Source organism: Enterobacter sp. (assembly GCF_977039595.1).
The window spans coordinates 1-12,265 of the sequence record NZ_CDRQYH010000096.1; the positions used below are offsets into that span (position 1 = coordinate 1).

General features: G+C 59.8%; 8 protein-coding genes and 2 pseudogenes. 3 read left to right on the plus strand and 7 right to left on the minus strand.

What is annotated here, in order from left to right; translation table 11 throughout:
* From ACWYRJ_RS19180 to dsbG, 3 genes and pseudogenes are all read left to right on the plus strand, one after another.
* Positions 1-1,008 (plus strand): annotated as a pseudogene (locus ACWYRJ_RS19180) (protein-disulfide reductase DsbD family protein); the annotation flags it as partial.
* Between the two features lie 7 nt (positions 1,009-1,015).
* Positions 1,016-1,627, plus strand: a complete 612-nt coding sequence (locus tag ACWYRJ_RS19185) for a DsbA family protein (protein ID WP_111963592.1) — start codon at positions 1,016-1,018, stop codon at positions 1,625-1,627.
* Positions 1,628-1,668: 41 nt separating this feature from the next.
* Positions 1,669-2,427 carry a thiol:disulfide interchange protein DsbG gene (gene dsbG, locus ACWYRJ_RS19190; RefSeq protein WP_133294455.1) on the plus strand — a complete coding sequence of 253 codons (759 nt, stop codon included), beginning with the start codon at positions 1,669-1,671 and terminating at the stop codon, positions 2,425-2,427.
* A gap of 40 nt (positions 2,428-2,467) precedes the next feature.
* Here the strand turns inward: dsbG and ACWYRJ_RS19195 are convergent, their stop codons facing one another.
* From ACWYRJ_RS19195 to ACWYRJ_RS19225, 7 genes and pseudogenes are all read right to left on the minus strand, one after another.
* Positions 2,468-3,760 carry a glycoside hydrolase family 10 protein gene (locus tag ACWYRJ_RS19195; protein ID WP_223582341.1) on the minus strand — a complete coding sequence of 431 codons (1,293 nt, stop codon included), beginning with the start codon at positions 3,758-3,760 and terminating at the stop codon, positions 2,468-2,470.
* A gap of 7 nt (positions 3,761-3,767) precedes the next feature.
* Positions 3,768-4,055: a VF530 family protein gene (locus tag ACWYRJ_RS19200; protein WP_032647326.1), complete on the minus strand. Its 288-nt coding sequence runs from the start codon at positions 4,053-4,055 to the stop codon at positions 3,768-3,770.
* Between the two features lie 94 nt (positions 4,056-4,149).
* Positions 4,150-6,324 (minus strand): glycosyl hydrolase 2 galactose-binding domain-containing protein, encoded by a 2,175-nt coding sequence (locus tag ACWYRJ_RS19205; protein ID WP_455508443.1) that lies wholly within the window; start codon positions 6,322-6,324, stop codon positions 4,150-4,152.
* Positions 6,321-8,995 (minus strand): annotated as a pseudogene (locus tag ACWYRJ_RS19210) (response regulator). The gene ACWYRJ_RS19205 and the pseudogene ACWYRJ_RS19210 overlap by 4 nt, the downstream one beginning before the upstream one ends.
* A 10-nt stretch (positions 8,996-9,005) precedes the next feature.
* Positions 9,006-9,431 (minus strand): globin family protein, encoded by a 426-nt coding sequence (locus tag ACWYRJ_RS19215; RefSeq protein WP_008501676.1) that lies wholly within the window; start codon positions 9,429-9,431, stop codon positions 9,006-9,008.
* Entirely contained in the window at positions 9,428-10,822 is a 1,395-nt protein-coding gene (locus tag ACWYRJ_RS19220) for a DUF3131 domain-containing protein (RefSeq protein ID WP_455508444.1), read from the minus strand. Before ACWYRJ_RS19220 ends, ACWYRJ_RS19215 begins: the two co-directional genes overlap by 4 nt.
* A partial coding sequence (locus ACWYRJ_RS19225; protein ID WP_455508445.1) for a DUF3131 domain-containing protein occupies positions 10,807-12,265 on the minus strand: 1,459 nt, incomplete at its 5' end. The genes ACWYRJ_RS19220 and ACWYRJ_RS19225, both read right to left, overlap by 16 nt.

Here is a 12,265-nt window from a genome sequence, read left to right on the forward strand (position 1 = left end):
ACTGAAGCTGGCCGGAGCGTCGCTGGGGTGGGGCATTCAGTTCCAGAACCCGTGGTTTATCGGCCTGATGGTTGCCGTGACCTTCCTGTTTGCGCTGAACCTGTTTGGGACGTTTGAAATGCTGCTGCCTTCTGCCGCCGCCGGACGGCTGGCGACGGCAGGGGGAGCGGGGATCGGCGGCAGCTTCTGCGAAGGGATGTTCGCCACTCTGCTGGCGACGCCGTGCTCCGCGCCGTTCCTCGGTACCGCGTCGCCTTTGCCCTTGGCGCGCCGCTGCACGCCCTGTGGCTTATCTTCCTGATGCTGGGCGTGGGCATGAGCCTGCCGTGGCTGTTCGTTGCCCTGGTGCCGAAAACGGCCATGCTGCTGCCAAAACCCGGCCGCTGGATGAACACGCTCAAGGTCATCCTCGGCCTGATGATGCTGGCCTCCAGCCTCTGGCTGGCGACGCTGTTGAGCGTGCATCTGGGCGAGGCGGTCAGCCAGATCGTGATGCTGGGGCTGACTGCCGTCGCGCTGGTGCTGTTTGCGCTAAAGGGGCAAAAATCTTCGCCGCTGTTCTGGCTGGTGGTCATCGCGCTGTCGGCGTTCGGCGGGTATCAGGTGCGCGGTCTGCTTAACGCGGCGCCTGACGCTCCGGCACAAAACGTTGCGCAGACTATCCCGTGGCAGCCGCTCAGTGAAAAGGCTATCGAGAACGCGCTGGCGCAGGGGAAACGGGTGTTTGTGGATATTTCCGCGGACTGGTGCGTGACCTGCAAAGTTAACGAGCATCGGGTGCTCAGCCAGCCGGACGTGATTGCCGCGCTGCGCCAGCCGGACGTGGTGGCCCTGCGCGGAGACTGGAGCCAGCCGTCCGCGTTTATCGCGGATTTTCTGGCGAAGCGAAACCGCTACGCCATTCCGTTTAACGCGGTGTATGGCCCCGGCCAGCCTGATGGCGAGATCCTCTCGCCGCTGCTGGACAAGCGCACCCTGGTCACCACCCTGAACAACGCAAAAGGCTAACTGTGTCATGAAAAAACTCTTTATTACGCTGCTGCTCCTGCTGGCCCCGCTTCAGGTATTCGCCGCGCAGCCGCTGACGCCGGACCAGGAGCAGCGTGCGCAAAAGACGATCGCTGATTTCCTGTTTAACGATCCGAACTCCCCGCGCATCGGTGCGAAAAACCCAAAGCTCACCCTGGTGGTGTTTACCGACTACAACTGCCCGTACTGTAAAAAATTCGATCCGTACCTGGAGAAGATTGTCGAAAAACACCCGGACGTGGCGGTGGTCTTTAAGTTTTTACCTTTCCGCTCGGAAAGTTCGCTGACCGCCGCACGAGACGCGTTAACCGTCTGGCGTGCGCATCCTGAGCAGTTTATGAAGCTGAACCACACCCTGATGGCGAAAAAGGGGTACCACGATGACGCCAGCATTCAGGAGGCGCAAAAGCGGGCGGGCGTGAGCGTGACGACGCCGGATGAGGAGAGTTTTCTGACGATCAGGCGAAGCCTCATTGTGGCGGAAAAAATGGGGATCCAGGGCACGCCCGCCACGCTTATCGGCGAGGGATTGCTTCCCGGCTGGGTGCCGTTTGAACAGTTCGACGAAATGGTCAGTGAAGCACTGAAAAACCGCTAACCTGAAGGGGGCGAAATGCCCCCGATAAACCGGAGAGGGAAATGAAAAAATTACTGTTACTTTCGGCGCTGGCGACGTCAGGGCTGGTACAGGCGGCTGAAGCCATACCGGACGTGGTGAAGCAGTTCAGCGAGCAGCAGCAGATCAAAATCATCAAGAAGCTGGATGCTCCCGGCGGGGCGCCAGCCTGGCTCGGGCAGTATCAGGATATGGGCGTGACGCTCTTTCTCACGCCGGACGGCAAGCACGTGATCTCAGGCTATCTTTATGATGACAAAGGGAAGAACCTCAGCGAGGGCTACTTCCAGAAAGAGATCTACGCCCCGATGGGACGCGAGATGTGGAAAAACCTCAACGCGGCGCATCCCCTGAAGGAAGGGGCGGATAACGCCCCGCGTAAGGTCTTTGTCTTTGCCGATCCGTTCTGTCCGTACTGCAAGCAGTTCTGGTCCGAGGCGCAGCCGTGGGTGAAGGCCGGTAAGGTGCAGCTCAATACGCTGCTGGTGGCGTTCCTCAACCCCAACAGCGGACGCAACGCCGCCGCTATACTGAACGCGAAAGATCCGGTTGCTGCCTGGCGCGAATACGAGCTTTCCGGCGGCAAAAAACTGCCCAAGCCTGAAGGGGACGCTTCTCGCGAAACGGTTGAGATCCTGCAAAAACATCAGGCGCTGATGGACAGCCTGGGCGCAAACGCCACGCCGGCCATTTACTATCTGAATGCGGAAAACGAGCTGCAGCAGGTGGTGGGTATGCCGGATGCCCAGCAGCTTGAGGCGATGTTCGGGCCGAAGCCGTAAAAGACCAGGCAGAAACGGGGCGTTTCTGCCTGGTGGTCACTCAGCTACCCCAGCGTCCACGGAGATAGTTTACCGCCTGCTGGGTCTGCGGCTGGTTCAGGTAATCTTCCCGGAACAGGATGGTGCCGTTGACGTTGGGCAGCGAATCGTTGAGATCGAGCTGTTTTTTCAGCTCCGGCACGCCGCCCTGAACCGTCCAGTCCGGCTCTTTTTTCGACGGCTCGCCCACCTTATAGAACGCAATGCCGATATACAGGCGAGTGTGGGTCGGCTTGACGACGTCGGCCCACCATCTGGTCAGCACGTCGTAGCGCGCGGCATCCCGGGAGAAGGGCCAGTAAATCTGCGGCGCGATGTAGTCCAGCAGGCCCTGCTGCACCCACTGACGCGTATCGGCGTAGGATTCATCATAGGCCGCGGCGCCGCGGGTGTCGGAGCCTGCCGGGTCAAAGGAGCGGTTACGCCACACGCCCGCCGGGCTGACGCCAAACTCCACGTTGGGCTTTGTCTGCTTGATCGCGCGGGAGACCTGGACGATCAGCTGCTGCGTGTTGTGTCTACGCCAGTCGGCTTTTGAGGCAAACCCCTGGCCGTACTGCCGCCAGCTCTGCGCGTCATTGAGCGCGGATCCCGGCGATTCGGCATAGAAGTAATCATCAAACTGCACGCCGTCTACCGGGTAGTTCGCCACCACTTCGGTCACCACTTTGGTTATCCAGTCCCGCACGTCGGGAATGCCCGGGTCGAGCACAAAGCGGTCGCCCGAGATGCGGACCCATTCCGGGTGCTGGACATAAACGCTGGACGGGGTCTGATAGGCGGTCCGGTTTAGCGCGGCGATGGTGGACGGTTTGGTGTTGGTCGATACGCGATAGGGATTAAACCAGGCATGGACCTTCATGCCGCGCCTGTGCGCTTCATCAAGCATAAACTGCAGCGGATCGTATCCCGGATACTCACCGATGTTGCCCGTCAGCATATCTGACCAAGGTAAAATTTTAGATGACCAGAGCGCCGTGCTGTCCGGCTTCACCTGGAAAAATACCGTGTTGATGCCGAGCTGCTTAAGGTTGTCGAGCTTTGCAATCAGCGCCTGCTTTTGCATCGCGATGCGCTGGTCCGCGCTGCGGCCATTCACCGAGGCCACCGGCGGCCAGTCGAGACGCGAGACGGTCGCCAGCCAGATCCCGCGCATCGGCTCGTTTGCCTGCGGCGTCGGTTTATTGACGGTGGGAAGAGGGGTAACCAGTGATTTGGGTGGTTTTGAGGAGCAGCTTACAAGTAAAAGTGCGCAGGCAGCCAGCGCACCAATCCGTTTTACGTGTCGCGTCATTTGCGTATTAGCTCTTGATAATCCTGCTGTTGGCCCAGGGATTAAATGCGGGCGCCGCCTGCTCTGTATTTCCCTCATCGTTGAGAGAGTCCAGATACAGGGCTTCAACCTCCGCGCGCGCCCACGGGGTACGGCGCAGAAATTTCAGGCTCGATTTAACGCTGGGGTCTTTTCTGAAACAGTTAATTTTGATTCGGTCGCCCAATTCGCTCCAGCCATATTTCGCCACCAGGGCGTTGACCATCATCTCCAGCGTTACGCCATGCAAAGGATCTTTGGAAATATGTGCAGTCATAGGCGTCCGGATGTCTCGATTTTTAGGTGATTGGGATAAACGCTGAAAGGGTACAAGAAAGCAGGGGAAGCGGCAATTTTCCTTTTCCCCTCGCTCATCTTATAACGGACTCCGTGCGCTGATTTTCACCGATAATTTTTCCCGCGCTGTTTTCAATCGTAAACCGAATCGACACGTCGTCCTGGCCCTCGGGCGTGGCCGTAAGCGTTTTAACCATCGCTCCCGAATCTGCTGCGATCGTCATCGTCGTCGTGCCTTTTGCCAGCACCTTGTCGCGCTGCGTGATGCGCCAGCTCAGGCGGCATTCGCGGCACGGTTTCCAGGTGTCGTTGATGGCCCACAGACGCACGCTCCCCGCCGCCCAGGATTGCCACTGCGCCGTCACCGGTTCAATGGACGGCAAAACAGGCTGGTAGGCGCGTTTTAAGGCATAAAACCCGGCTTTAGGCTTACGCAGGTAGTCCACCACGCCCCAGTTGATGGAGGGCCAGGTTTCTACAAACATGAAGTGGAACAGGGCCGTCACCGGCTGGTAGCGCTGTCGACGGTAGCTCTCTGCCGCCGTGGCCACCAGCTGAGACTGGTACGCCTGAGTATTGCGGATCATCGCCTGAATGTTCTTCCCGCGCGGAATACCGGCAAACTTAAAGGTCTGGAAGGGCTGAAAATTATGGTATTTCCAGACGGTCCAGCCGGGATCGTCAGCGGCGGTCGTTTTTGGCCAGAGCGACGCCGCCGGGATGATGGTTTTTAGCGTTGACAGGCGGGGAAGCGCCTGCGCGCCGAACTCGGTGATGATCCCCGTTTTGGCCGGAGCAAGCAGGTCGCGTACGGTACCAAAGTACCAGCCCGCCCAGTAATGCTCCTCAACGGCGGAGAAGCGGTGCACGATGCGGGAGGTATCTTCGGCAAGCGTATCCGCTACCTTTTGCGTGAGTTCGCGGTTGAGGTTTTTATTCCAGTCCGGGAAGCGTTTTTCCATCCACGGCGAATTCCACGGCGGTTCGTTATGCCCGCCCCAGACGATAATGGCGGGAGAATTACCGAACTGTTCGATCATCTCCCGCGTCTGTCGAACCGCATTTTCCGTGAAAGCCGCACTGTTGTTGTAGCCCCACTGCAGCGGAACATCCTGCCAGATCATCATCCCCATCTCATCGGCCACGTCATACAACGCACGTCCGGCAACGTGTCCGTGCACGCGTATGGCATTGGCGTTCATGGCTTCCACCAGACGAAGATCGCGACGGTATTTTTCTCGCGTCATGGTGCTGAGCCAGGGGGAGCCGATGTAATTGCTGCCCTTAATGAAAAGGCGTTTGTCGTTAATGAGCCAGCCCTTATTGTCGGGCTGCTCGACGATCTTGCGCAGCCCGGTGCGGGTGACCGCCGTATCCATCAGGCCGTTTTCATCGCGTAATGCCACGCGAATGGTATACAGGTGCGGTTTCCCCGTACCGACGGGCCACCACAGTTTTGCCTTCGGCATGGGCAGCGTCAGCTGCACGGAATGGGCGCCGCTTTCGAGGGTAACCGGAAAGTCAGCCTGGAAGCGCTTGCCGCTGAAATTGGCGGGCGTGGCGGTGAGACGCACGGTCGCCGGGCCCTGACCGAGCGCGCGATAGCGAATATCTGCTTTCAGCACGGGGTGCGTCAGCCCCTGTGACCAGTCTGGTCGCAGGATGGTCTCATCCAGGGTAGCGCCCCGGCTAAGATGCAGCCTCACCGGTGCCCAGATGCCGCCCGAGTTGGCGTCCTGTCCTTGCGGCGACCAGGCCCCGCCGGGACGCGTGTCATGCTGGTTAAGGATCCCTTTCATGAGCGTTTTATGCAGCGGCCAGACCTTATTGGGATCTTCGTAAGGGCTGTCCACCCTGACCACCAGTCGGTTGTGACGTTGTAACGCCTGGCTGGCATCCAGCGAAAAGCGCTGAAAATAGCCCTCATGTTGGCCGAGCGGCTGGCCGTTCAGGGTGACCTCGGCCAGGTAATCGACGCCGTCAAAAACCAGGGTGCTCATTACGTCGGGCGGCTGCACGGGCAGGGAAAAGGCGTGCTTGTACCACAGCACGCCCTGATGATCGTATCCGGCGCTGTACCAGTTGGCGGGGACCTGAAGCGGGCGCCAGCCTGATGCAGCAGGATGCGCACTATTATTGGCGTCCTGAACCTGCCATTCTCCGGCCAGAGACCAGCTGACCGGTGCAGAGTTAGCCACAGTGTGGGTGGTCAACAGGGCAAAGAGCAGCGCGCAGTTGCGAGCAATCATGCGTTTACCCCGCGCGCGTTGAGCCACGCCATCAGGCGCAGCGATTCCTTCTGAAGCTGCTGGTTTAGCGTCGTAAGCTGTTGCCCCTCCAGCGTGTGCGCCTCGCTCTCCAGCGCCTGCAGCTGACGGGCGAGTCGCCCGAAATCCAGAGTGACGGCTTCTCCTCGCAGCTTGTGGGCCGCGCGGCGCAGCGCTTCACGATCGTCGCTGTCAATAGCCCGGGTGATGGCCTTCATGGCCTCCTCCAGCCCTTCGCCAAACAGGGCCAGCAGCTCCTGTACCAGCGCAGGGTCGTCAGCGCACTGCTTCAGCAGGCGTGCTTCATCCGGGAAGTCGTAAGGGGCATCGTGGCGCGGGAGCACGCGAGCAATCTCTTCAGCGAGACGCTTCTGGCTGATGGGTTTGGCAATGTAGCCGTCGAAACCCATCTGAAGACAGCGCTCTTTATCCCCCTGCATGGCGTGTGCCGTCATGGCGACGGTGGGCTGAGCCGGTCCGGGCCGGGCGAGTTCTTCTTCGCGCAGCAGGCGAATGGCGGTTTCACCGTCCATCTCAGGCATCTGAAGATCGATCAGCAAAACGTCCCACGCGCCCGCGCGCCCGCGCGCCAGCGTTCCAGCAGCGCGACGCCATTATCGACGATCTGACAGGTGTGGCCGAGCCGCTCGAGCAGGCGCGCAGCGACCTTCTGGTTGACCAGATTATCTTCCGCAAGCAGGACCCTGAGCCCGGCTGTGCCCGGCGCGACGGTGGGCGCGGGCGCGCTTTCACTCACCGTCTTCGGCGCACGTTCAAACGCCGCGGCAATCGCCTGATGCAATTCATTCTGGGCGATAGGTTTATGCAGGTAGTTCTGGATACCGATCCGCTTCAGCATATTGATATCAAAATGTCGGCTCATGGAGCTCAGCATTATGATGTGGCTCTCAGCAACCTGCGGCAGCACCGAAAGTTCGAGGGCCAGCGACACGCCGTCCATATCCGGCATCTGCGCGTCCAGCAGGATCAGCGGCCATGCCGTTCCGGTTTTAACCCGGTTGATGGCCTCGCTGGCGTTATTAACGCAGGTGGGTTTCAGCCCCATCTGGCTCAGCATGGCGGCCAATAGCCGCAGGTTGGTCGCGTTATCATCAACCACCAGCACGGGCTCCCCGTTAAAGCGATGGCTATGCCGGCGTTCCTCCGGGCCAGGCGCCTGGGCCGCAAGCGGCAGCGCGAAGGAAAATTCGCTGCCTTTCCCCGGCTCGCTGGATACCGTTAATTCGCCGCCCATCGCTGCGACCAGTCGCGCAGAGATGGTTAGCCCGAGCCCCGTACCGCCATAGCGGCGCGTGGTTGAGTTATCCGCCTGGCTGAAGGCTTCAAAAATGGCTTTCTGCTTATCTGCCGGTATGCCAATGCCGCTGTCGCACACCCGGAAACGCCATCGATCCGCGCTATCGCCGGGCTCAACAATCAGGATCACTTCCCCCTTATGGGTAAACTTCAGCGCATTACCCAGCAGATTGGTCAGAACCTGACGCAGCCGGGCGCCATCGACCAGCAGCACGTCGGGAACGTCGGGTGCAATATCAACCAGAAGCTCGATGCCTTTTTCGCTTGCGCCCGGCATGTGGGGGCGAATAAGCGACTGAATGAAGGGGCGGACCGGGACGGGCTCCGCCTCCAGCTCCACTTTTCCGGCTTCAATCCGGGAAAAGTCGAGAATATCGTTAATGATGTGCAGCAAAGACTGGGCAGAACTCATTACCAGCGTCAGGTAATCGCGCTGATCGGCGCTGAGCGCCGTATCCAGGCACAGCTGGGTCATGCCAATAATGCCGTTCATGGGGGTGCGAATTTCATGGCTCATATTCGCCAGGAACGCGCTTTTTGCCTCATTGGCTTTTTGTGCCTCAATGGCCGAGGCGAACGCCTGAATTTCAGCCTCCTTACGGCGCGTAATATCCTGCAGCGTGCCAATCACGCGCTCGGCGTTTCCCTCAATAGAGAGTGTGACCACCTGGCCGGAGAGCAGCATCCAGCGCAGTCCTTCGGTAGGGTGATGCACGCGAATTTCACATTCAAAGACCGGGCGATGATCCTGCTTCGAAGCTTGTAGAGCCTTGCGCAGCGCTGCACGATCGTTCTCGTGGACCTGATTGAGCAGAAAACGCACCGGATATCGCCACTGGGTGCGCGACTGGCCCAGCATGGCAAGCAGGGTATCGTTGACCTGGAGCGTGTCGCCGGAAACCTGCCAGTCCCAGATCCCGATATGGATGGATTCCGCCGTCAGCAGAAAATCGTCATGCAGCTGGTGCCGCGCGCGCTGCGCTTCATCCAGCTCGGTAATATCGCTGTGCAGGCTGACAATGCCGCCGTCCGCAAGGCGCTGGTGCTGGACGAAGATGCGCCGCTGGCCCGCCTGCCGCACTTCGCAGTGTTTATCCTGCCGACAGTTGCGCACGATCGACTCGCGCAGCGTCTGGCGCAGGCCGGGGTCGACGTTGTAAACGGCGTCGATAAAGCGTTCCGCCAGCGACTCCAGCGTTGTGCCCGCCTTCAGCCACGGGGTGATGACCGGATAAAAGAGGGCCACGTTGTGATTCCAGGCCTGCAGGCGTTCCTCGCGGTCATAAATCATGACGGCCGCCGGCAACGCGTTAAGATCGTACGTGAATGCGCTCATCGTGATCCTCCTACGCGCGGTAGTGCAGTTCTGCCTGCCGGCGCAGGTATTCCAGCCCGGGCGCGATCGCCATGGCCCAGGCCGTCAGGATCTCATCGTCGCACTGCGGATCGCGCAGGCTCACGGTGTTCAACATCGCTTCGCGCCACAGGGCGAAAAAACGCGGGGGGAGGTGGAGACCGTCGTCGCTTTGCTCCCGCGCCAGGCGCTCGAGAAAATCAGGCACGATTAACGCGCCGTCTACCGCAAGCATGGCGAAGAAACTCTTAAACAGAGTCTGCTGACCCTCGCTATCCGGCAGGCGAGAAAAATGCTGCTCCGTCTCGGGCGACATATGAACGAAGGCGTCATAGAACGTCTGGAAAAACGCCGTTTTATCATTATCCGGAAAGACGCGGTTCAGGCTGGATTCAAACAGATCGCGGTAAAATTTCACGGCGTCCTCCTTACGGCGTTTTCGCCCGGTAGACAGTGCCCGACGGGCGTATAGTCATCTGCCACACGGCGCGTAAAGTAGCTCTCTTTTTTGGCCCGGCGGGCGTCAAACAGGGGGCCCGCGTTGTGCTTAAAGAACAGGGCTTCCAGCACCGTGGCATTGGTGGAAAGGGTGAGCGCAGCGTTGGTATCGCCCGTGGCTTCCTGGCGGCCTTCGTACCAGCCTTTTTGCGGATCGTTAAGATGCTTTGTCACCGCCATCAGCACGTCGGTGTAAGGGGTGTCCCACAGTGCCCACAGGGCAAAGACCGCTTTGGTCGATACCTGCGCGAAACGGGTGTAGTCTCGTCCATCGTCACCGACAGAGTTCCAGGCATAGCCATTTCCCCAGACCGTATCCTGAATATGCCAGGGGGCCTGCGGGAGCGAGAAATCTGCCCTGGCCGTCAGGATCTTATCGGTCTCCCAGCGGCTCTTCTGGCTCAGCCAGACGTTTTCGGCCTGCTTGCGCAGGTGCTTTTGCAGATCGGCCGCAACGCCTTCGGGTTCCCAGCCAAACTCCAGGCCCGGCAGCATATAGGGAAGGGTGGCGATCAGGGAGGGCTGCCACGTGGTGCGCGGATCCCGGGCATCGACGGCCAGACGCCGCTGGGCGATGATGACGTGGTGTGCCGGGGGCGTAAACGCTTTATCCGGGGAAAATCCCCACAGCTGAAACGCCGTTGCGGCATATTCGCTCTCGCCCAGGCGCAGCTCCTCGCGCACCACCGGCTGACCGTTTTGCAGGGAAGATGACCATAGTTCGCCTTCACGATCGATGACCGGACAGAAATTCCACCGCAGAATGATTTTATCCAGGTATTCGCTGTACTGCGGTTCCCGCTCTGCGGTGAGGCGCAGGGCGAGCATCAGGCGCGCCATATCGCGCGCGGACCAGCCATTTTTAACGGGCTTGCCGCTAAAGTCGATCGGCGTCGCCGTCTGGCTGGAATAGAGTCGACCCGGCGTCCGGGCCTCGGTCAGCATCAGGCGGTTGAGGGTGCCCATCAGCCGCGTCAGGCGAGCGTCATATTCGGCGTCGTCAATCAGCCCCAGCTCTTTGGCCGCCAGCAGGGCGATAAGCGTGTCGCCCATTTGCCAGAGCGTGACGCGGGGCTGTTTGTCGCTGCCGTTGACCAGCCCGGTTTGCGGCTGGGTATTATTGACGAAATAGCGCCAGGCGATCGCCGCCCACGTCCGCTCTTCCGGCGTCAGGGCGGCAATACGCGCGCTCGAGTGCCAGCCGCCACTGATGAGCCAGCGCCAGCCTGCGCCCTGATGGGCAAACAGCGCAAAGACGATCGCGCCTGCAAGGAGTAATCCCGCAAGCCCTCTGGCTAAGGTTTTAAGCATTGCGCAGTCACCGGAGGCAGTTTAACGGGCTCGTCCGCGCTGCATGACGCGCACTGGCAGGCCTGGCAGGCGGGTTTGGTGCGCTGCGTGACGCCGGTCCGGTCGCACCAGCTTTTTACGGCCGGTGTGCTGGTAAGGAACGGGCGGCTGCGCAGCGTGTTGTTCTCTTCAAACTGATCGAGCAGCTTTTGATCCCACAGAGACGGGGCAAAATCCTTGCTCTTCGGATTGTCGGTGTTGAAGGCCAGCAGTTTTCCCTCTTTTTTGAACAACAGGGCCTCCAGCATGATGCCGTTGTTGTTCGCGGTGAACTCTTTGATCGGGCCGTCGCCGTTTTCATACAGCCCTTCGTAGTAGCCTTTTCCCTCTTCGTTGGCATTCTCAATGGTATTCAGCAGGCGGTCGGTATAGGGGGAGTTCCACAGCACCCACATGCCCAGCGCCGCCTTCAGCGAAATCGCGGCAGCGTTAGGGACGAACTGTCCCTTATCGGTAATGGTGTTCCAGTTGTACCCGTCGCTGAAGACGGTGTCATAGACGAAGTAAGGGGCCTTATCGAGCTGGTGCTCGGAGCGCGCGGTGAGGACGCCAGTAATGGTATAGCGGTTCTCCTGAGCCTGATAAACGCGGTCGGCAAAGTTTTTCATCCACGTCAGGGAGTAGTCGCGCGGGGCGTTATCCCGGTCGGTCGGTTTGTCAAAGCCGAACTCCAGCCCGTAGAGGAGGTAGGATTCCGTCACCACGTAGTTATGCTGCGACGTGTTGCGTGGATCGCGCGTATCGTACGGGACCAGCACGCAGTAGATCTCGGCAAGCTCGTAAGGCTGCGGACGGCTGGCTTTACAGGTATTAAACCCCCACAGCTGGAACCCAGCCGCGCCGTACTCTTCATAGCCCAGCCGCCCTTCCTGAACGTACTTCGGCTGGCCGTTCTCCAGATAGGCCCCGTACAGCGTGCCGCAGGGGTCGATCGCGTGGCTGAAATCCCAGCCGAGCACCACGTTATCAATGCTGTTGCCGTATTCCGGATAACGCTCTTTGATGATTTTCAGCCAGACCAGCATTCGCCCGATATCCAGCGCCGAGAAGCCAATTTCGCCGGGCTTGTTGGTGTAGTCCACCTTCTGGCCGCTGATGGTGTTATAGGCCTTGTTGGGCAGCTCGTTGCGAAAGAGCACCAGGGTGTTTAACGTGGCGAGGAATTTCAGCATCCGGCGGTCAAATTCCGCTTTATCAATGATCCCGAGTTCGCGCGCCGCCGTCAGGGCGGCCAGATAGGAGGCGCTGTCCCACATGGTGGTGGAGGGATATTTGTTGACCGCATTCACCAGGCCCGTCGTGGGCTGATAGTTGGAGACGAAATACTGCCAGGCGTTTTTCGCGATGGTCATCTCACGGGCCGTCAGCTCGCCGCTGCGCGGGGAGTAACCTGATGCAGGGAGC

Excerpts from the sequence above, each read along its gene's own strand:
- ACWYRJ_RS19205 (WP_455508443.1), bottom strand. The coding sequence starts at position 6,324 with ATGATTGCTCGCAACTGCGCGCTGCTCTTTGCCCTGTTGACCACCCAC.
- ACWYRJ_RS19185 (WP_111963592.1), top strand. The coding sequence starts at position 1,016 with ATGAAAAAACTCTTTATTACGCTGCTGCTCCTGCTGGCCCCGCTTCAG.
- ACWYRJ_RS19200 (WP_032647326.1), bottom strand. The coding sequence starts at position 4,055 with ATGACTGCACATATTTCCAAAGATCCTTTGCATGGCGTAACGCTGGAG.
- ACWYRJ_RS19195 (WP_223582341.1), bottom strand. The coding sequence starts at position 3,760 with ATGACGCGACACGTAAAACGGATTGGTGCGCTGGCTGCCTGCGCACTT.
- ACWYRJ_RS19220 (WP_455508444.1), bottom strand. The coding sequence starts at position 10,822 with ATGCTTAAAACCTTAGCCAGAGGGCTTGCGGGATTACTCCTTGCAGGC.
- dsbG (WP_133294455.1), top strand. The coding sequence starts at position 1,669 with ATGAAAAAATTACTGTTACTTTCGGCGCTGGCGACGTCAGGGCTGGTA.